This is a genomic window from Escherichia sp. WS1265, assembly GCF_046487585.1.
Classification (GTDB): domain Bacteria; phylum Pseudomonadota; class Gammaproteobacteria; order Enterobacterales; family Enterobacteriaceae; genus Escherichia; species Escherichia coli.
Window position 1 is genome coordinate 30,113 of record NZ_JBJQJE010000006.1, and the last position, 20,114, is coordinate 50,226.

The 20,114-nt window shown below is 49.9% G+C and carries 22 protein-coding genes and 1 pseudogene; 7 read left to right on the plus strand and 16 right to left on the minus strand.

Annotated features, from left to right (window positions below; genetic code table 11):
- The first annotated feature begins 57 nt into the window (after positions 1-57).
- From oppB to oppF, 4 genes are read left to right on the plus strand one after another with little or no spacing between them, the layout of a single operon-like run.
- A complete protein-coding gene (gene oppB, locus ACJHX3_RS07815) occupies positions 58-978 on the plus strand; it encodes an oligopeptide ABC transporter permease OppB (protein ID WP_000911112.1) in 921 nt (306 codons plus the stop codon).
- A gap of 14 nt (positions 979-992) precedes the next feature.
- Positions 993-1,901, plus strand: coding sequence for an oligopeptide ABC transporter permease OppC (oppC, locus tag ACJHX3_RS07820; protein ID WP_000979659.1), 909 nt, complete (start codon positions 993-995; stop codon positions 1,899-1,901).
- 11 nt (positions 1,902-1,912) lie between these two features.
- Positions 1,913-2,926, plus strand: a complete 1,014-nt coding sequence (gene oppD / locus ACJHX3_RS07825) for a murein tripeptide/oligopeptide ABC transporter ATP-binding protein OppD (protein ID WP_000110954.1) — start codon at positions 1,913-1,915, stop codon at positions 2,924-2,926.
- On the plus strand, positions 2,923-3,927 hold the full coding sequence (oppF, locus tag ACJHX3_RS07830; protein WP_000994905.1) for a murein tripeptide/oligopeptide ABC transporter ATP-binding protein OppF: 1,005 nt from the start codon (positions 2,923-2,925) through the stop codon (positions 3,925-3,927). Before oppD ends, oppF begins: the two co-directional genes overlap by 4 nt.
- A gap of 52 nt (positions 3,928-3,979) precedes the next feature.
- Here the strand turns inward: oppF and ACJHX3_RS07835 are convergent, their stop codons facing one another.
- A complete protein-coding gene (locus ACJHX3_RS07835; RefSeq protein ID WP_000366959.1) occupies positions 3,980-4,309 on the minus strand; it encodes an HI1450 family dsDNA-mimic protein in 330 nt (109 codons plus the stop codon).
- A 34-nt stretch (positions 4,310-4,343) separates the two neighbouring features.
- Entirely contained in the window at positions 4,344-5,804 is a 1,461-nt protein-coding gene (cls, locus tag ACJHX3_RS07840) for a cardiolipin synthase (protein WP_000214516.1), read from the minus strand.
- A gap of 142 nt (positions 5,805-5,946) precedes the next feature.
- Here cls and ACJHX3_RS07845 point away from each other — a divergent pair, with 142 nt between their 5' ends.
- Positions 5,947-6,120 (plus strand): YciY family protein, encoded by a 174-nt coding sequence (locus ACJHX3_RS07845; RefSeq protein WP_001309467.1) that lies wholly within the window; start codon positions 5,947-5,949, stop codon positions 6,118-6,120.
- Between the two features lie 54 nt (positions 6,121-6,174).
- On the opposite strand, the gene kch is transcribed toward ACJHX3_RS07845, so the two are convergent.
- Positions 6,175-7,428: a voltage-gated potassium channel protein gene (gene kch / locus ACJHX3_RS07850; RefSeq protein ID WP_001306570.1), complete on the minus strand. Its 1,254-nt coding sequence runs from the start codon at positions 7,426-7,428 to the stop codon at positions 6,175-6,177.
- Between the two features lie 300 nt (positions 7,429-7,728).
- Positions 7,729-8,025, minus strand: a complete 297-nt coding sequence (locus ACJHX3_RS07855; protein WP_001590083.1) for a YciI family protein — start codon at positions 8,023-8,025, stop codon at positions 7,729-7,731.
- A 223-nt stretch (positions 8,026-8,248) separates the two neighbouring features.
- Here ACJHX3_RS07855 and tonB point away from each other — a divergent pair, with 223 nt between their 5' ends.
- Positions 8,249-8,968 carry a TonB system transport protein TonB gene (tonB, locus tag ACJHX3_RS07860; protein ID WP_001590084.1) on the plus strand — a complete coding sequence of 240 codons (720 nt, stop codon included), beginning with the start codon at positions 8,249-8,251 and terminating at the stop codon, positions 8,966-8,968.
- Positions 8,969-9,007: 39 nt separating this feature from the next.
- Here the strand turns inward: tonB and yciA are convergent, their stop codons facing one another.
- The 4 genes and pseudogenes from yciA to ACJHX3_RS07880 all read right to left on the minus strand — a co-directional run.
- Positions 9,008-9,406 carry an acyl-CoA thioester hydrolase YciA gene (yciA, locus tag ACJHX3_RS07865; protein ID WP_000108160.1) on the minus strand — a complete coding sequence of 133 codons (399 nt, stop codon included), beginning with the start codon at positions 9,404-9,406 and terminating at the stop codon, positions 9,008-9,010.
- A 104-nt stretch (positions 9,407-9,510) separates the two neighbouring features.
- Entirely contained in the window at positions 9,511-10,050 is a 540-nt protein-coding gene (locus ACJHX3_RS07870; RefSeq protein WP_000808667.1) for a septation protein A, read from the minus strand.
- A 29-nt stretch (positions 10,051-10,079) separates the two neighbouring features.
- Positions 10,080-10,823: a YciC family protein gene (locus ACJHX3_RS07875; protein ID WP_001590085.1), complete on the minus strand. Its 744-nt coding sequence runs from the start codon at positions 10,821-10,823 to the stop codon at positions 10,080-10,082.
- Between the two features lie 27 nt (positions 10,824-10,850).
- A pseudogene (locus tag ACJHX3_RS07880) lies at positions 10,851-10,940 on the minus strand (YkgJ family cysteine cluster protein); the annotation flags it as partial.
- A 239-nt stretch (positions 10,941-11,179) separates the two neighbouring features.
- Between ACJHX3_RS07880 and ompW the strand changes: the two are divergent.
- Positions 11,180-11,818, plus strand: a complete 639-nt coding sequence (gene ompW / locus ACJHX3_RS07885; protein WP_000737245.1) for an outer membrane protein OmpW — start codon at positions 11,180-11,182, stop codon at positions 11,816-11,818.
- 59 nt (positions 11,819-11,877) lie between these two features.
- Here the strand turns inward: ompW and ACJHX3_RS07890 are convergent, their stop codons facing one another.
- From ACJHX3_RS07890 to trpE, 8 genes are all read right to left on the minus strand, one after another.
- Positions 11,878-12,384 (minus strand): ferritin-like domain-containing protein, encoded by a 507-nt coding sequence (locus ACJHX3_RS07890; protein ID WP_001079500.1) that lies wholly within the window; start codon positions 12,382-12,384, stop codon positions 11,878-11,880.
- A gap of 45 nt (positions 12,385-12,429) precedes the next feature.
- The gene (locus tag ACJHX3_RS07895; RefSeq protein WP_001056491.1) at positions 12,430-12,930 is read right to left on the minus strand and encodes a ferritin-like domain-containing protein; all 501 of its coding nucleotides are present in this window, start codon (positions 12,928-12,930) and stop codon (positions 12,430-12,432) included.
- 85 nt (positions 12,931-13,015) lie between these two features.
- Positions 13,016-13,195, minus strand: coding sequence for a general stress protein (locus ACJHX3_RS07900; RefSeq protein WP_000807651.1), 180 nt, complete (start codon positions 13,193-13,195; stop codon positions 13,016-13,018).
- 380 nt (positions 13,196-13,575) lie between these two features.
- Complete coding sequence (gene trpA, locus ACJHX3_RS07905) at positions 13,576-14,382, minus strand: tryptophan synthase subunit alpha (protein WP_087890826.1); 807 nt, start codon at positions 14,380-14,382, stop codon at positions 13,576-13,578.
- Positions 14,382-15,575 (minus strand): tryptophan synthase subunit beta, encoded by a 1,194-nt coding sequence (gene trpB, locus ACJHX3_RS07910; protein ID WP_087890827.1) that lies wholly within the window; start codon positions 15,573-15,575, stop codon positions 14,382-14,384. The genes trpA and trpB overlap by 1 nt, the downstream gene beginning before the upstream one ends.
- An 11-nt stretch (positions 15,576-15,586) precedes the next feature.
- The gene (gene trpCF / locus ACJHX3_RS07915; RefSeq protein ID WP_170933292.1) at positions 15,587-16,948 is read right to left on the minus strand and encodes a bifunctional indole-3-glycerol-phosphate synthase TrpC/phosphoribosylanthranilate isomerase TrpF; all 1,362 of its coding nucleotides are present in this window, start codon (positions 16,946-16,948) and stop codon (positions 15,587-15,589) included.
- Positions 16,949-18,544 (minus strand): bifunctional anthranilate synthase glutamate amidotransferase component TrpG/anthranilate phosphoribosyltransferase TrpD, encoded by a 1,596-nt coding sequence (gene trpD, locus ACJHX3_RS07920; protein ID WP_087890828.1) that lies wholly within the window; start codon positions 18,542-18,544, stop codon positions 16,949-16,951.
- Complete coding sequence (trpE, locus tag ACJHX3_RS07925; RefSeq protein WP_042097759.1) at positions 18,544-20,106, minus strand: anthranilate synthase component I; 1,563 nt, start codon at positions 20,104-20,106, stop codon at positions 18,544-18,546. The genes trpD and trpE overlap by 1 nt, the downstream gene beginning before the upstream one ends.
- Between the last annotated feature and the right edge of the window lie 8 nt (positions 20,107-20,114).

The window sequence follows — 20,114 nt, forward strand, 5'->3', positions numbered from 1 at the left end:
CTCCACGGTGTCTGATTTTTATCGCATTACAGAAGGCACAGGCCAGAAGGTAGGGCAATGTTAAAATTTATTCTACGTCGCTGTCTGGAAGCGATTCCGACGCTATTTATTCTTATTACTATTTCGTTCTTTATGATGCGCCTCGCGCCGGGAAGCCCTTTTACCGGCGAACGTACTTTACCGCCGGAAGTGATGGCCAATATCGAAGCGAAATATCATCTTAATGATCCGATCATGACACAGTATTTCAGCTACCTGAAACAACTGGCGCATGGCGATTTCGGTCCATCGTTTAAATATAAAGATTATTCGGTCAACGACCTGGTTGCATCCAGTTTTCCCGTTTCTGCCAAACTGGGAGCCGCAGCATTTTTCCTTGCGGTAATACTGGGTGTTAGTGCTGGCGTTATTGCCGCATTAAAACAAAACACCAAATGGGACTATACCGTGATGGGGCTGGCAATGACCGGGGTTGTTATCCCCAGTTTTGTGGTTGCGCCATTATTAGTCATGATATTTGCGATCATTTTGCATTGGCTGCCGGGCGGTGGCTGGAATGGTGGGGCGCTTAAATTCATGATATTGCCGATGGTGGCGTTGTCACTCGCCTATATCGCCAGTATTGCGCGTATTACCCGTGGCTCTATGATTGAGGTTTTACACTCCAACTTTATTCGTACTGCCCGGGCGAAAGGGTTACCTATGCGGCGGATCATTTTACGCCACGCATTAAAACCTGCTCTGTTACCCGTGCTCTCCTATATGGGCCCCGCATTTGTCGGCATTATTACCGGTTCTATGGTTATCGAAACCATTTATGGTTTACCGGGGATTGGGCAATTGTTCGTTAATGGCGCATTGAACCGTGACTATTCCTTAGTGTTAAGTCTGACCATTCTGGTTGGCGCGTTAACCATTTTGTTTAATGCCATTGTCGATGTGCTATATGCGGTTATCGACCCGAAAATACGTTACTGATACTGGAGCTCGCGATGATGTTAAGTAAGAAAAACAGCGAGACGCTGGAAAATTTCAGTGAAAAGCTGGAGGTCGAAGGGCGCAGCTTGTGGCAGGACGCACGTCGACGTTTTATGCATAACCGTGCGGCGGTTGCCAGTCTGATAGTGCTGGTGCTAATCGCGTTATTTGTCATCCTGGCACCGATGCTTTCGCAGTTTGCCTATGACGATACTGACTGGGCGATGATGTCCAGCGCCCCAGATATGGAGTCCGGTCACTACTTTGGTACTGACTCATCCGGTCGCGATCTGCTTGTGCGCGTTGCGATTGGCGGGCGTATCTCACTCATGGTCGGTGTTGCTGCGGCACTGGTGGCAGTGGTCGTCGGGACACTTTATGGTTCGCTTTCCGGTTATCTGGGCGGTAAAGTGGATTCGGTAATGATGCGTCTGCTGGAAATCCTCAACTCCTTCCCATTCATGTTCTTCGTCATTTTGCTGGTGACCTTTTTCGGCCAAAACATCCTGCTGATTTTCGTGGCGATTGGCATGGTTTCCTGGCTGGATATGGCTCGTATTGTGCGTGGGCAAACCCTGAGTCTGAAGCGCAAAGAGTTTATTGAGGCGGCACAAGTTGGCGGTGTATCGACGCCGGGCATTGTTATTCGCCACATTGTGCCGAATGTACTCGGTGTGGTGGTGGTCTACGCATCACTACTGGTGCCCAGCATGATCCTCTTTGAATCTTTCCTTAGCTTCCTGGGGTTGGGTACGCAAGAGCCGTTAAGCAGCTGGGGGGCATTGCTGAGTGATGGCGCGAACTCGATGGAAGTCTCTCCATGGTTACTGTTGTTCCCAGCGGGATTCCTCGTGGTGACGCTATTTTGTTTCAACTTTATCGGCGATGGCTTGCGTGATGCCCTCGACCCGAAAGATCGTTAAGGAGTGCAGCCATGAGCGTAATTGAAACTGCAACTGTGCCGCTCGCACAACAACAGGCTGACGCACTGCTGAACGTGAAAGATTTGCGTGTCACCTTTAGTACCCCGGACGGCGACGTCACGGCGGTCAATGATTTGAATTTTTCCCTACGTGCCGGAGAAACGCTGGGCATTGTAGGTGAGTCTGGTTCGGGTAAATCGCAAACTGCATTTGCGTTGATGGGCCTGTTGGCTGCCAACGGACGTATTGGCGGATCGGCAACCTTCAATGGGCGTGAAATCCTCAATTTGCCAGAGCGTGAACTCAATAAACTGCGCGCTGAACAAATCTCAATGATTTTTCAGGACCCAATGACTTCGTTGAATCCCTATATGCGCGTCGGTGAGCAGTTGATGGAAGTGCTGATGCTGCATAAGAACATGAGCAAAGCTGAGGCGTTTGAAGAGTCGGTGCGGATGCTCGATGCGGTAAAAATGCCGGAAGCGCGTAAACGCATGAAAATGTACCCGCACGAATTTTCTGGCGGCATGCGTCAGCGAGTTATGATTGCGATGGCATTGCTATGTCGACCTAAGCTGCTGATTGCGGATGAACCCACTACTGCGCTGGACGTCACCGTACAGGCGCAGATCATGACGCTATTGAATGAACTGAAGCGGGAATTTAATACCGCCATCATTATGATCACCCACGATCTTGGCGTGGTTGCGGGGATCTGCGACAAAGTGCTGGTAATGTACGCCGGGCGCACGATGGAATATGGCAACGCGCGCGATGTCTTTTATCAACCCGTTCATCCTTATTCTATCGGTTTGCTCAACGCGGTGCCGCGTCTCGATGCGGAAGGTGAAACAATGTTGACCATCCCTGGTAATCCGCCAAACCTGCTGCGATTACCGAAAGGTTGCCCGTTCCAGCCACGTTGTCCGCATGCGATGGAAATTTGTAGTAGCGCACCGCCGCTGGAAGAGTTTACGCCTGGCCGTCTGCGTGCTTGCTTTAAACCGGTGGAGGAACTGTTATGAATGCTGTAACCGAAGGAAGAAAAGTCCTCCTCGAAATCGCCGATCTGAAAGTGCACTTTGAAATCAAAGATGGCAAACAGTGGTTCTGGCAACCGCCGAAAACGCTCAAAGCCGTCGATGGTGTCACTCTTCGCCTGTATGAAGGGGAAACATTAGGTGTGGTAGGGGAATCGGGATGCGGTAAGTCCACCTTTGCTCGCGCCATCATTGGCCTGGTTAAAGCGACCGACGGTCATGTTGCCTGGTTAGGTAAAGAGTTGTTGGGCATGAAGCCCGATGAATGGCGTGCCGTTCGCAGTGATATTCAGATGATTTTCCAGGATCCATTGGCATCGCTAAACCCGCGTATGACCATCGGCGAGATCATCGCTGAACCACTGCGTACCTATCATCCGAAAATGTCACGCCAGGAAGTTCGCGAGCGCGTGAAGGCGATGATGCTGAAAGTCGGGTTATTGCCTAACCTGATTAACCGCTATCCGCATGAGTTCTCCGGTGGGCAGTGCCAGCGTATCGGGATTGCTCGTGCTCTTATTCTTGAACCGAAGCTGATTATCTGTGATGAGCCGGTGTCGGCGCTGGACGTGTCAATTCAGGCGCAGGTGGTCAACCTGCTCCAGCAGCTGCAACGCGAGATGGGATTGTCATTAATTTTTATCGCTCACGACCTGGCCGTGGTAAAACACATTTCCGATCGTGTGCTGGTGATGTATCTCGGCCATGCGGTAGAACTGGGGACCTATGATGAGGTCTACCACAATCCACTACATCCTTACACCAGGGCATTGATGTCGGCAGTCCCCATACCTGATCCGGATCTGGAGAAGAACAAAACCATCCAGTTACTGGAAGGGGAATTACCGTCGCCGATCAACCCGCCTTCCGGTTGTGTTTTCCGTACCCGTTGCCCGATTGCCGGTCCGGAGTGCGCCAAAACACGTCCTGTTCTGGAGGGGAGTTTCAGACACGCCGTTTCTTGCCTGAAAGTCGATCCGCTTTAAACACAATAAGGGCTGACAGTTGTCAGCCCTTTTTCACGCCGAAAGCGATTATTTATTCCCGCCAGATGATATGGCAAAGTTTGTGATCTTTTTCGCGGCATAACAGAATGCGGGCGAAAACATCGTTGATTTCACCATCTTCACTGTCCGCCAGACCAATCACCACTTCGGCAAAAAAGTCCGGGTTCAAATCGAAATCAACATGTTCCTGCCAGTCTTCTGCCGGATCGAATAACTCCGCGCCGCCGCGCTCTTCAAACTGAAGATTGAACAGCAGAACATCAGCTGGATCGAGATTGTCGGCAGCCAGTTCGAGAAAAATATCGTAGGCCTGCTCAAGCGTTTCATCTTCAGTCAGGCGATTGTTTAGATCCATATCCATAGTCACTACCTGTTTAACCTCTGTTGGCGACGTTTTACAGCAACGGGCTGAAGAAGTAAAACAGTCGCTCGGCGACACGTTGCCATAATGGGCGTTTTAGCCATAAACGGGCATCGAGCAGACGTGAACGCGAAATATAATCGTCCTGAACAGCGGCGAGGTCAGCACCAAACCCTTTATCGTCGATTGCCAGGGTAATCTCGAAATTCAGCCACAGACTACGCATATCAAGGTTAACGGTACCAACCAGACTTAATTCGCCATCGACCAGCACACTCTTGGTATGCAATAACCCGCCTTCAAACTGATAAATTTTAACCCCAGCAGCCAGCAGTTCCGTAAAGAACGCGCGACTGGCCCAGCCAACCAGCATTGAATCATTTTTTCGCGGAAGGATAATACTGACATCCACTCCGCGCTGTGCCGCCGTGCAAATCGCATGAAGTAAATCATCGCTGGGCACAAAGTAGGGCGTTGTCATGATCAAATATTCACGTGCCGAATAAGCCGCAGTCAATAATGCCTGGTGAATGAGATCTTCCGGAAAGCCGGGGCCAGAAGCAATTGTGTGAATGGTGTGACCGCTGGCCTGCTCAAACGGCATAATATTGACATCTGGTGGTGGCGGCAGAATACGTTTCCCGGTTTCAATCTCCCAGTCGCAGGAATAAATAATCCCCATCGCGGTAGCGATGGGACCTTCCATACGCGCCATCAGATCAATCCATTGCCCTACGCCCGCATCTTGTTTGAAGTAGCGAGGGTCGACCATATTCATGCTGCCGGTGTACGCGATGTAATTATCGATCATGATCATCTTGCGATGTTGGCGCAGGTCCATACGGCGTAAAAACACACGCATCAGATTGACCTTTAAGGCTTCGACAACTTCAATACCGGCATTACGCATTAGCTCGGGCCACGGGCTGCGGAAAAAAGCCACACTGCCGGCGGAGTCGAGCATCAATCGGCAATGAATGCCGCGTCGTGCAGCGGCCATTAATGATTCAGCCACCTGGTCCGCCATGCCGCCGGGCTGCCAGATATAAAACACCATCTCAATATTATGGCGCGCGAGCTGGATGTCGCGGATTAACGCCTGCATCACATCATCTGACTCGGTCATCAGTTGTAGCTGATTCCCTTTGACCCCTGCGATCCCCTGACGACGCTCGCAAAGCTTGAATAATGGCGCAGCGACACTGCTATTTTCTTCGGCGAAGATATGCTTACAGGCTTTAAGGTCGTTAAGCCATTTTGCGGTGGAAGGCCACATCGCTCTGGCGCGCTCAGCGCGGCGTTTGCCTAAATGGAGCTCGCCAACGGCAAGATAGGCAATAATTCCGACTAACGGCAGAATGTAAATAATCAACAGCCAGGCCATCGCGGAGGGAACTGCGCGTCGTTTCATTAGAATGCGTAAAGTTACGCCTGCAATGAGCAACCAGTATCCCAGAATGGCCAACCAACTCACCAACGTATAAACGGTTGTCATAGATTAGAAATCCTTTTGAAAGCGCATTGTTATGAGTTTACGCATATGGATTCATCTGGCAAATAAAAACGCGGGAAAAGCACTGGTCAGCGTCGGGGGCGGGGGTATAATGACCATTCTGTTATTGCATAGAGTAGTTAACATGAAGCGGAGTAGAACGGAAGTGGGGCGCTGGCGCATGCAGCGTCAGGCTAGCCGACGTAAATCGCGTTGGCTTGAGGGGCAGTCGCGCCGAAATATGCGTATCCACAGCATCAGGAAGTGCATTCTAAACAAACAGCGTAACTCGTTATTGTTTGCGATCTACAATATCTAAATGTACTGGGCACCATTGCGGTGCCCAATAAGTTTACTCTTCCGTCTTTAAAGTCTATTTTTGCGCCGATTCTTTATTGTCAGCTTTCGTTTCTTGTTCATCGTTATCGCTGAAAATACCATGACCGGAGTTCAACAACATTGAAACGAGCATATCATTATTAATCTCTTCACCATTTAAAACTCGCGCCAGAATTTCGCTGCCAAACAGTTGCGGTGAGAGAATGATATCCGGATGTACCATCTTAATCTTATTCAGGTTTTTGCTATCACTGACGGCGAGAACTGTTTTGACATCACTGCTCATATCTTTTGCCGAGAGTACAACAAACGCGTTATCTGCATCGTTATCACTCAGCGCCAGAATGGCCCGGCATCGATCGATTCCCGCTTTCTTTAATACTGAACTGTCATTACTGTCACCGGGGATAACATCAGCGTTATCGCCTAAGCGTTGCTCAAGTTGCTTGATATCATCTTCAGGCAAGTTGCTGATAACCGTTACGTTTTGTCCGCGTTGATTCAGTTGCAGGATCGTATTGATGGCGAGAATCGAATGTCCGCAAACAATAAAATGATCTTTACGATGCATTGTATGATTGTTTCCTTTTACAAGTTTGTTGAATCCCCCGCGGATAAGCGGACCAAAAATTGAGGTCATAGAGGTGGCAAAAACGGTAATGCCGGAAATAATGACCGAAATAGTGAACAATCGTGCTGATTCAGAAACAGGGACAATATCGCCATAGCCGACGGTTGACATGGTTTCTATCGAAAAATAGAAAGCGGTCATCAAACTTTCTATTCGCGGATTAAAACCTTCGCTTAAATAAAGCGCACCGTAGGTGGAGTAAAACAGTAACGTCGTGAAACTAATAAATGCGAAAATTGTCCCGGCTGCGGCGCTACTGTGGGAGAAGTCTTTGCGCAGTATCAGCAAAAACACCAGCGTAAAAATGCAAAATCCAATACTAAATTTCAGCCAGGGATAAAAATGCAGGGTGTAAATTAGCGCTATCAACAACAAAATGATACTGATTGCCCATGCGAGCTTTGCCCGGAACAGTAAGCCAATGGAGTTCAGGACAAGAAAGACGCCGAGCATAAAGAGTGGGGCGTTTGCCAGCAAGGAGAGATCCAACTCTGAAAATGCTTTGATATGGAAAATATCTAGCAAATTGACCGACATACCATAGATTGTTTTAAAAATAAGCAATCCATTTAAAAAGACGGCCAGCGCGAGAATGTCGTGCCGTAGGGTCACCCATAAATTAGTTGCTGTTTGTTTGAATGTAGCCCAGTGACTCACTGATACCTCTGTAACCACAATTTTGTTTAATTATCTTAGCGTGCACATTTTCTGAACATACATGCAGCGCGTGAATGTGTTAAACAATAGTAGATGACTTTATCCGCAGTAATCAAAGGTTTTGAGTGAGCAACTCTGCGTCAGGAAAGGGCATTTTTCCTGAATATGCTCACATCATATAAAGAAATACAGATAAAGTTATTATCTGCTTGTAGGGGTGAATGCACTGACCGACCTATAAGGAAAGGCCAAACAAGAACACGGTTGCAAAAACCGTGCCCTTAAATATTGAATCTCTATTCAGAACACTTTCTTAAATGGTTTCACTGAAACGTATTCATAGACTCCTGCCGCTACGTACGGGTCAGCATCGGCCCAGGCCTGAGCTGCTTCCAGCGATTCAAATTCAGCAATAACGGTTGAGCCAGTAAATCCCGCAGCCCCTGGATCGTTACTGTCTACTGCTGGCATTGGACCGGCGGTCAACAATCGACCTTCATCATGCAGTAACTGTAAACGTGCTAAATGTGCCGGACGAACGGAAAGGCGTTTTTCGAGGCTATCAGCTTTGTCTTGAGCGTAAATAACATACAACACGGGCACAACTCCTTGTTCGGGAAAGTTGTAAAGTACGTTATTTGAAAGGGCGAAGATCTGCAACGGAAAGATGATGTCTTTGTTAAGACCATTTAAAAAGTAAGGTCAATTACGCCAAAAATGACATTTTCACTGATCCTGATCGTCTTGCCTTATTGAATATGATTGCTATTTGCATTTAAAATCGAGGCCTGGTTTTTCTACTGAAATGATTATGACTTCAATGACCCTTGATTTACCTCGCCGCTTCCCCTGGCCGACGTTACTTTCGGTCTGCATTCATGGTGCTGTTGTGGCGGGTCTGCTCTATACCTCGGTACATCAGGTTATTGAACTACCTGCGCCTGCGCAGCCAATTTCTGTCACGATGGTTGCGCCTGCGGATCTCGAACCGCCACAAGCCGTTCAGCCGCCACCGGAGCCGGTGGTAGAGCCAGAACCGGAACCTGAGCCGATCCCCGAACCGCCAAAAGAAGCACCGGTGGTCATTGAAAAGCCGAAGCCGAAACCTAAGCCAAAACCGAAGCCGGTGAAAAAGGTACAGGAGCAGCCAAAACGCGATGTCAAACCCGTAGAGTCGCGTCCGGCATCACCGTTTGAAAATACGGCGCCCGCGCGCCCGACATCAAGTACGGCGACGGCTACAACCAGCAAGCCGGTTACCAGTGTGGCTTCAGGACCACGCGCATTAAGCCGCAATCAGCCGCAGTATCCGGCACGAGCACAGGCATTGCGCATTGAAGGGCAGGTTAAAGTTAAATTTGATGTCACGCCGGATGGTCGCGTGGATAACGTGCAAATCCTCTCAGCCAAGCCTGCGAACATGTTTGAGCGTGAGGTGAAAAATGCGATGCGCAGATGGCGTTATGAGCCGGGTAAGCCAGGCAGTGGGATTGTGGTGAATATCCTGTTTAAAATTAACGGCACCACCGAAATTCAGTAAGCAGAAAGTCAAAAGCCTCCGACCGGAGGCTTTTGATTATTACTCAACAGGTAAGGCGCGAGGTTTTCCTTCAGGATCAACCGCGACATACTTAAATAATGCTTCTGTCGCTTTATAACGTTGCCCGATGGGTTCAGACGCGACCTTTTTCACCCACACTTCAATATTAATGCTGACCGATGTCGTCCCTTTCTGGACACAGCGTGCATAGCAGCACACTACATCGCCGACCGCAACCGGTCGTAAGAAAGTCATTCCTTCAACCCGCACGGTCACTACGCGACCGTGGGCAATTTCTTTCGCCAGAATAGCGCCGCCAATATCCATTTGTGACATTAACCAACCACCAAAGATGTCACCATTGGCATTGGTATCGGCGGGCATGGCTAAAGTACGTAAAACAAGATCGCCCTGAGGGACGTTATGTGTTGTAGACATGGTAAAACCGACTTAAAAGGAAAATCACAGGCGCGATGCTACTATGATTTTCCTGAGGAGAACAGAGGAGATACAGCGCCAGCCCCGAAGGACTGGCAGTCTGGTTAGGATTTATCTTCCTGCGGCATGTGGCGGTAGATATAGATACCGCTTAACAATGTGAAGATTAAGGTAAGAGCGGTCAGGCCAAACACTTTAAAGTTGACCCAAATATTTTGCGGCAGCCAGAATGCGATGTAGATGTTTGCCAGACCGCAAAGGATAAAGAAAACAGCCCAGGCCAGATTCAGCTTCGACCATACCGGTTGCGGCAGCGTGAGTTCTTTACCCAGCATCCGCTGAATTAGCGGCTTTTTCATCACCCATTGGCTGACTAACAGGGCACCTGCAAACAGGGCATAAATGACAGTAACCTTCCATTTAATAAACTCATCATTGTGGAAGAACAGGGTTAAGCCACCGAAGACGACCACCAGAACAAAAGTGATCAGGGCCATCTTCTCAACCTTACGAAAGCGAACCCAGCTATATATAAGCACAATCGCCGTGGCGACGATCAGCGCCGCAGTAGCCGCATAGATGTCATAAATCTTGTAAAACGCGAAAAAGACAACCAGCGGTAAAAAATCAAGAAACTGCTTCATTTTACGATTCCGTAATCAAATGCTTAAGGTTATTGGCGAATCAACATATACAGGCGGAACAGATAGATGAGCAGTACGGCTGAAATCAGGTTGCTCAAGGTGTTCGCCAGTACGGCACCAATTTCCGGGGTTAATGCGGCAAAAGAAGAGGCAAAAAGCAGCAACAGTGTTTTTGCCAGCAACCAGCTCAGTACTGCGGGTGCCACCAGACGCATATTCGCCCAAGTCAGCCGCATACTGCTACGCATCGAGGCAAAAACGCCCATTTTGTCCTGTACCAACATCACCGGTGCCAGGGCCAGTAAAATAGCCATGATAATTCCCGGAACGACCACCAGCATGATGCCAATCTGTACTAAAAGGGTAGTCAGAAAAATCAGAATAAATAACTTTGGCAATATCGGCGCACTGGCACCAATACCTCGCAGCGCACTGACTCTCTGACCCGCAGACACCAGCTGGATAATTAATATTACGCCTCCGGCGAGAATGGCGTTACCGATTAATCCTGAAAAAGTGGACGCCGCTGAAGCCTGCAGCAAAATTTGTTGCTGTTCCGGTGACATATTCTGAACCAGGTCGAACAACCCACTACTGCCGCTAACGGGCACGCCGTCATTGAGCTGCGCAAGCTGTGCATCACTGGGTGAGAAAACATGCCCTAACACCACTGTGATAAACGCACATAGCAACGATACCAACAGAATGGTCATAAATTGATTACGGAAGAAATTTCCGGTGTCACGGTATACGGACTGCGCCGTGATAGACATGCACTCTCCTTGAGTTTTATGCAGGTGTTAATTAGCGGGCAATTGTACCCTGGTTAAGCCTCGGGTGGCAGCATCAGGTCTTGTATGGAAAAGCATATCTTTGTAAAGCGGAGGTAATTGCTGGCCTTCAGGCGTGGGCAAACCGCGGCAAGTGGCGATCGAGTTAACATTTGCGTAGCGAAAATATTTAAAAATTGATTTAAATCACATTAACCAGGATTCTCAATGCAACTTCTAAATTAATCCAGATCAATAAATGGTGAATTATCATATGTAATGTGATCTATGTAGGATCATTTGTTACTCCAATGTAGGTATATTCGTCACGTTTTTATAACCATAACGACGGAGCGGATATGAAAAAGTTAACAGTGGCGGCTTTGGCAGTAACAACTCTTCTCTCTGGCAGTGCCTATGCGCATGAAGCAGGCGAATTTTTTATGCGTGCAGGGTCTGCAACCGTACGTCCAACAGAAGGTGCTGGTGGTACGTTAGGAAGTCTGGGTGGATTCAGCGTGACCAATAACACGCAACTGGGCCTGACGTTTACTTATATGGCGACCGATAACATTGGTGTGGAATTGCTGGCAGCGACGCCGTTCCGCCATAAAATCGGCACCCGGGCGACCGGCGATATTGCAACCGTTCATCATCTGCCGCCAACACTGATGGCGCAGTGGTATTTTGGTGATGCCAGCAGCAAATTCCGTCCTTACGTTGGGGCAGGTATTAACTACACCACCTTCTTTGATAATGGATTTAACGATCATGGCAAAGAGGCGGGGCTTTCCGATCTCAGTCTGAAAGATTCCTGGGGAGCTGCCGGGCAGGTGGGGGTTGATTATCTGATTAACCGTGACTGGTTGGTTAACATGTCAGTCTGGTACATGGATATCGATACCACCGCCAATTATAAACTGGGCGGTGCACAGCAACACGATAGCGTACGCCTCGATCCGTGGGTGTTTATGTTCTCAGCAGGATATCGTTTTTAATTCCGCACAAAAACGACCCCGTAATATACGGGGTCAATAAGGACATGGCATAAAGGGTATTATTTCTTCGCTTCTACGCCATCAGTTTCAGAGCGAATTAAAAATTTCTCAGTTGTTTGCGGAATATGCTGAATCAGCCAGTCGGCCATTTCTTTTTCCTCATTTAAAATCGCTTCGATGGTTGGAATTGAAGCTGTATCACCGGCATTTTTTGCTGCTGCTAATAGTGAGGTGTAACAGGCGATTTCAAATTGCTCGAAGACATATCCGCTAATAGAGCCTTTGACTATTTCATCAGAAGGGAATATACCACCGATTGACTGCCCAAGCGCAGCCATTTTACTCATGGAATCTTTAATGACTGAACGTGAAATGTCATTACGATCAAGAATAGTTTCCAGTTGAACAATCTGGTTTTTGGTTTCACTAAGATGTTGTTCAATACGAGCGCGTAGTTCAGGATAATTATCTATACGACTAGCCATGGATTCAAGCATAGATTCGGCTTGCTTTTCCATTGCGTGGGCGTCACGTAACCAGTCATGATAATGTTCAATACGATTCATGAAAATGTCCTCTTTATAAAATGACTAAAAGTTAAAGTTCATATTTCAGGCTTTATTTTCGGCTTTCTTATTTACGTTATTGAGGGCCAGATCAGTCAGTTTGATGTCGGTGGCCTTTTCTTCTTCCAGGGTCTCTTTCAGAAGCTTCGCTGCTTTACGATAACCTAATTGTTCAGCCAGCGTTGCTAATGTCCCGTAACTGGCGATCTCATAGTGCTCGACTTTCTGTGCAGCGGCAATCAGTGCGGCATCACGCACTTCGTTTTTCTCGGTGCTTTCGATAACCTCATTAGCTTCTTCAATGAGACCTTCCATTGCCACACATTTCATGCGCTTAATTTTCAGGTTCGATTCAGATTCCACAACTTGATCAATTCGTTCAATCTGTCCATGAGTTTCCTCGAGGTGCGCATGAAAAGCCTGACTTAATTTTTCGTTTGATGTTGCTCTTGCGAGTTTTGCCAGTGCCCGGGTTAATTGTTTTTCTGCACTGTAGGTATCTGAAAGCAGGTGAATAAATACATCTTCAATGGTCTTCATATTCATATTTTTCTCCAGTGAAATCACTGCGAGCCATACGGCCCGCAGATGCAATTATCTTTATCAGCTGATATTAATAATTAACGGTGAATCAGGATTTTCCTGATTTATTACCACCGCTTTGTTGACCGCCTTTTTTACCCGCTTCAGATGCGCGTTGCGGATCATTTTTAAAATTACCGCCGCTATGCTGACCGCCTTTACGGCCTGCGTCGGATGCCTTTTCACGGTCTTCGGCGAAATTTCCTGAACCACCACGATGTTCGGCCATGTTATTTCTCCCGTTGCGTTGCATTGTTTCATTAATATGAGTGTTGTGTGTCGACACTCATTAAAATTAGTCGCTAATGAAATTTAGTCAAATTAAGCGCAACGAGAAGAAAGAGGGAAAATATATTATGAGGAACATTCTGGATATATTAACAATTGCCTGAGGAATAAGTGACTTAGAGAAAATTATTGATTTTACTGGTGTTATGTTGCGGGATTAATTTGTTTGATTATATTACTGTTGGGCGGAAAAAAGACGTAAGTTTACGTTCGACAGGGGTAAGCGAAACGGTAAAAAAATAAATAATAAATGAATTTAGGATTTTTCCAGCTTCGTTAAAGACAGTTAAAATGCCGCCAGCGGAACTGGCGGCTGTGGGATTAGCTGCGCGTCGCCGCTTTCATCGGTTGTACAAAAGCTTTCAGTGCCGCCAGCATTTTCTCTGGCTCATTAATATGTTGCTCGATGATTTTAACGATGGCCGAACCAGAAATCGCGCCCGCAGCTCCTGCATCAATCGCTGCTTTTACCTGATCCGGGGCGGAAATACCAAAGCCCTGCAATGGAGGCGCAGCATTGTATTCTTTCAGCTTCGTGACCAGATGATTGAGGGGTAACGCGGCGCGGTTTTCTGCGCCGGTCACGCCCGCACGTGACAATAAATAGGTGTATCCACGACCGTAGGAGGCTATCTGGCGCAGCAAATCATCGTCGGCATTCGGCGGGCAAATAAAGATAGGTGCGACATTATGACGCAACGCGGCCTGGCGGAAGGGCGCGGACTCTTCCACTGGCACATCGGCAACCAGCACCGAATCGACGCCGACTTTCTCGCACTGGGCATAAAACTCATCAATGCCTTTGTTAAACACCAGGTTGGCATACATCAAAAGGCCGATGGGAATGGTCGGGTGCTTCTGGCGAATCAGTGCCAGCATCTCAAAGCACTGCGCCGGGGTTACTCCCGCCGCAAAAGCACGCAGTGTGGCGTTTTGAATCGTCGGGCCATCTGCCAGCGGGTCGGAGAAGGGGATGCCTAACTCCAGCGCGTCAGCACCGGCTTCAATTAGCGCATCGATAATTTTCAGCGACTGCTCAATGCCCGGATCACCGAGCGTGACGAAAGGAACGAATGCGACTTCTTTGCGCTCCTTCAACTGGGCAAACAGAGATTCGTAGCGTTCCATCAGATTTCCCCTCGTGCTTTCAAAATATCGTGAACGGTGAAGATGTCTTTATCGCCGCGACCGGAAAGGTTAACCACCAGTAGCTGTTCTTTTTCCGGGTTTTCGCGCATCATTTTCAGCGCATGGGCCAGGGCGTGTGAGGACTCCAGCGCCGGGATAATCCCTTCGTGCAGGCACAGCGTTTTGAAGGCTTCCAGTGCTTCATCATCGGTAATTGACACGTAATCAGCGCGTCCAGTGCTGTTAAGATACGCGTGTTGTGGGCCGACAGACGGGAAATCCAGTCCGGCGGAGATGGAGTAAGATTCTTCAATCTGCCCGTCTTCGGTTTGCATCATCGGCGCTTTCATACCGAAATAGATGCCCACGCGACCATGTTTTAACGGTGCGCCGTGCTCGCCGGTTTCGATCCCGTGACCGCCAGGCTCCACACCAATCAGGCCGACGTCGGTTTCGTTGATGAAATCTGCAAACATGCCGATGGCATTCGAACCGCCGCCAACACAGGCGATAACCGCATCCGGCAGGCGACCTTCTCTTTCCAGAATCTGTGCTTTGGTTTCTTCGCCAATCATTCGCTGAAACTCACGGACAATGGTCGGATAAGGATGTGGGCCAGCTGCGGTGCCCAGCATATAGTGCGCGGTTTCATAACTGCCGGACCAGTCGCGCAGCGCCTCGTTACAGGCATCTTTCAGCGTCGCGGAACCGCTATGTACCGGGATCACTTCCGCACCCATTAAGCGCATACGAAAAACGTTTGGCGACTGGCGTTCAACGTCTTTGGCACCCATATAAATACGGCATTTCAGGCCGAGCAGGGCACTGGCAAGGGCCGACGCCACGCCATGCTGACCGGCACCGGTTTCGGCGATGATTTCGGTTTTACCCATCCGCTTCGCCAGTAAAGCCTGACCGAGCACCTGGTTGGTTTTATGCGCGCCGCCGTGCAGCAAATCTTCGCGCTTGAGATACAGCGTGGTGTTAGTGCCAGCCGTAATGTTCTGGCATTTGGTGAGTGCGGTTGGACGCCCGGCATAGTTTTTCAGCAGGTCGTTGAACTGAGCCTGAAATTCAGAATCTTTTTGCGCGCTGACAAAAGCTTCTTCCAGCTGGCGCAGAGCAGGCATCAGGATTTGTGGCACGTACATGCCGCCAAACTCACCAAAATACGGGTTAAGTAATGTTGTCATTGTTCCTTTCCTTAATATGCGCGCAGCGTCTGGAAAACCGAGGCCAAAAGACGTGCGTCTTTGATGCCCGGCTGCGACTCTACAGCAGAATTAAAATCAAGTCCGGCGCAGCCGGTTTGTGCCGCTTCCACGCAGTTATCTGCGCCTAAGCCCCCCGCCAGCAGAACGTTGCCAAGCGATTGACCGTTTAACAGTGACCAGTCGAAACGTTGCCCGCTTCCACCCTGGCCGTTGTCTAAAACATATTTATCAACGTGCTGAAGCTCGCGGGCGGGCAGGGTTTCACCGACGCTTAATGCTTTCCAGATGGCAATGTTTGCGGGCAGCGCGCCACGCAATGTGTCGATATATTGTTGATCTTCATTACCATGCAGTTGCACTGCCGCAAGTGATAACACCTTAGCTTTGTCCACCACATCGGCAATATCGTGATTGCGGAACACGCCAACATATTGCAACGGTGCCGCAGCCATCACTTCCTGCGCCTGTTCAACGTTGACGCAACGCGGTGATGTCGCAACAAAAATCAACCCACCGTAAATCGCGCCCGCGTCATAAGCTGCTTTAGCATCTTGCCCACGCGTCAGGCCACATACTTTATTCTCACCCAGCAACACCCGGCGCACGGCGGCGTTCAAATCGTCATGGGCCATCAACGCCGAACCAATCAGAAAACCGTTAGCGACGTGGCTTAACTCGCGCACCTGAGCGTAAGTATTGATGCCGGATTCGCTGATTACCGTCACGTTGTGCCCCAGTTTCGGCGCAAGCTCGCGGGTACGGTTGAGATCAATCGACAAATCACGCAGATCGCGGTTGTTGATGCCAACGACCTTTGCCCCCAATGCAATGGCACGCTCCAGTTCCTCTTCATTACTGACTTCGGTCAGCACACCCATCTCCAGACTGTGGGCGACGGCAGCAAGCTGGCGATATTGTTCGTCATCCAGTACTGAAAGCATTAATAAGCAGGCATCGGCCTGGTAATAGCGCGCCAGATAGATCTGGTAAGGATCGATAATGAAGTCTTTACATAAAATCGGCTGCGGGGCGATTTGGCTGACGATGGGGAGGAAATCAAAGCTCCCCTGAAAATATTTCTCATCAGTCAGCACCGAAATTGCCGAAGCGTAATGTTTATAAATGGCGGCAATGCGTGCCGGATCAAAATCATCGCGGATCACGCCTTTTGACGGTGATGCTTTTTTACACTCCAGAATAAACGCCGTGCGTGCACCCTGTAGCGCATCATAAAAATGTCGCGTGCTCGGCTGAACCTCATTCTGAAAACTGGCCAGCGGTTGCTGCTGTTTGCGGGCTTCTACCCAAATCGCCTTGTCTGCGACGATTTTCGCTAAAACGGTTTGCATCATTTACCCTCGTGCCGCCAGTGCGGTGACTCTGTCGTAAGCAGAACCACTGCGCAGTACCTCAAGAACGGTTTGCGCATTGGCTTGCAGATCTTCATGGCCATGCAGGCGCATTAACATGGCGACGTTCGCCGCGACGGCTGCTTCATGGGCGGCGTCGCCTTTACCTTGTAACAAGCGTGTTAAAATGTCACGGTTTTCTTCCGGTGTTCCGCCTGCCAGTTGCTCCTGGTGGTAGGGTGTCAGGCCAAAATCTTCAGCGGTCAATTGATAGCTCTTAATTTCGCCGTCATGCAGTTCGGCAACGATTGTCGGCGCGTGTAATGAAACTTCATCCATCCCGCCGCTGTGCACCACTGCCGCGCGTTGATACCCCAGCACGCGCAAGGTTTCGGCAATCGGTAGCACCAGTTCCGGACTATAAACACCAATTAACGCCAGCGGAGGATGCGCCGGGTTAATCAGTGGCCCCAGCACGTTGAACAGGGTGCGGGTTTTCAGTTGCTGGCGAACCGGCATCGCGTGGCGGAATCCGGTGTGATATTTCGGCGCAAAGAGGAAACAGACGCCTAACTCATCCAGCGCCTGGCGCGATTTATCGGCGTTCATATCAAGATTAATACCGAATGCCGCCAGCAGATCTGACGAGCCGGATTTACTGGAGACGCTACGGTTGCCGTGTTTCGCCACTTTCAGCCCACAGGCCGCGGCGACAAACGCACTGGCGGTGGAAATATTGATGCTGTTACTGCCGTCACCGCCGGTGCCGACGATATCGGCAAACAGATAATCCGGGCGCGGGAACGGCGCGGCGTTTTCCAGTAGCGCGGTTGCTGCTCCGGCGATCTCGTTCGGGTGCTCGCCGCGAATTTTCATGCTCACCAGCGCCGCCGCCAGTTGTTCCGGTTTCAGTTCGCCACGTACCACCGCTGAAAATAGCTGATGACTTTCCTGCTGGCTAAGGGTCTGCGCCTGATACAGTTTTTCCAGAATCGGTTGCAGCGTGTTGGTTGGCTCAAGTTTCTGCTGCGCCCAGGCCAGCGTTTGTTCCAGCAGGCGAGCGCCCTGGGTAGTAAGAATGGATTCCGGATGGAACTGGAAACCGCAAACGCGATCTGCATCGTGACGCACCGCCATCACCATGCCATTAAAATGGGCGTTGATGGTTAAACCGGCCGGGATATTACTGCCAACCAGCGAGTGATAACGCGCCACCGGCAGCGGGTTTGTTAATCCGGCAAACATCGCCTGACCGTCATGTACAATGCTGGAGGCTTTACCGTGAAGAATTTCGCCCGCCTGACCGACATACCCCCCATAAGCTTCGACAATCGCCTGATGACCGAGGCAAATGCCAATAATTGGCAGCTTGCCGCGCAGGCGGGTGAGGAGTTCTGGCATACAACCGGCTTCGCTTGGCACACCGGGGCCAGGAGAAAGCATCAGCACCGGATTGCTCATTGTCGCCAGGCGTTCAATTAAGGTCTGCGCCGGAATATGGTTGCGGTAAATCACCACGTTATGCCCATTGCTGCGCAACTGATCTGCCAGGTTGTACGTAAAAGAGTCGATATTATCGAGCAGCAGAATGTCAGCCATCAGAACGTCTCCTGTGCATGATGCGCGGTGGCAATAGCGCGCAGTACAGCGCGGGCTTTATTACGGGTTTCGTCGGCTTCCGACTGCGGAACAGAATCAAGGACTACGCCAGCACCGGCTTGCACGGTGGCGATACCGTTTTCCACCAGCGCCGAGCGGATCACAATGCAGGTGTCGAGATCGCCATGCGCGGTGAAATAACCTACCGCGCCGCCGTAGCTGCCGCGGCGACGACCTTCCGCCCCGGCAATTAACTGCATAGCGCGTACTTTCGGCGCACCGCTTAACGTCCCCATATTCATACAGGCGCGGTAAGCGTGCAGGGCGTCGAGATCGTGGCGCAGCTCACCAACAACGCGGGAGACCAGGTGCATCACGTAAGAGTAACGGTCAACTTTTGTAAGATCGGCGACGTAGCGGCTGCCGGGTGTGCAAATGCGTGCCAGATCATTACGGGCGAGATCCACCAGCATCAGATGTTCAGAAAGCTCTTTATGATCGGTACGCATTTCCAGTTCGATGCGGCTGTCGAGGTCTCTGTCCAGTGAACCATCGGCACGACGACCGCGTGGACGTGTTCCGGCAATCGGGTAGATCTCAATCTGGCGGCTGGTGGCGTCATACTTGAGCGAACTTTCCGGCGACGCGCCAAACAGGGTGAAATCATTATCCTGCATAAAAAACATGTACGGGCTGGGATTACTCTTTTTCAGCACGTAATAGGCCGCCAGTGGTGACGGGCAGGGCAGAGAGAAACGGCGAGATGGCACCACCTGGAAAATTTCTCCGGCGCGAATCGCTTTTTGCAACAAACGCACTACGCCACCGAACTCTTCATCGCTCTGGTTACATTCACAACGCATATGCGGCACGGAAACCACCGGCAGCGGTGGCGCGGTTTCGGTCAGCTGCTGGCGAAGATCGTTCAGGCGAGCACTGAGACGTTGTTTTTCTTCTTCATTCGGAGCAAAAAGACTGGCCTGAATGCGGGTGCTTTTTTTCTGATGGTCAATCACCATCAGCGTTTCAGCGAGATAAAAACAGAAATCAGGACAGTTATTTTCCGCTGCCAGTTGTGGTAAATCTTCAAATCCCGCCACAAGGTCATAAGAGAACAGGCCGCCGAAGAACATTGCTTCTCGTTCTTCCTTCGGTACATTCAACAGATTCTGCAATAAGCGGAAAGCGTCAAAAACCGAAAGGGAGCATAAGCGGGCGTCTTCATCCAGCAGTGGGCTGACAGGGGGGAAGCGCAGCACACGGCAGTTTGGTAATTGTTCATTTTCCACACCCACAGGCAGGGCGTTATCCAGTAGTGTCAGCAGGGCTTCGCCGTTGCCGGAAAGTGCCTGGATTGTGACAGTGTCACCTAAAGCTGTAATGCGCAGCGCACTGTCTACCAGCAGCAGGCTTTTTAAATCATCTTTGCTGTCGATATCTGCGGATTCCAGCAGCAGCGTTGCCGGACGAGCCCCACACAACTGGTGAAAAAGCGCAGTCGGGTTGTCGCGATAAGCGCCTTCGCAGGTTAGTAGTTCGAGAGTCGGTTTTTGTGTTTGCATTGTTATTC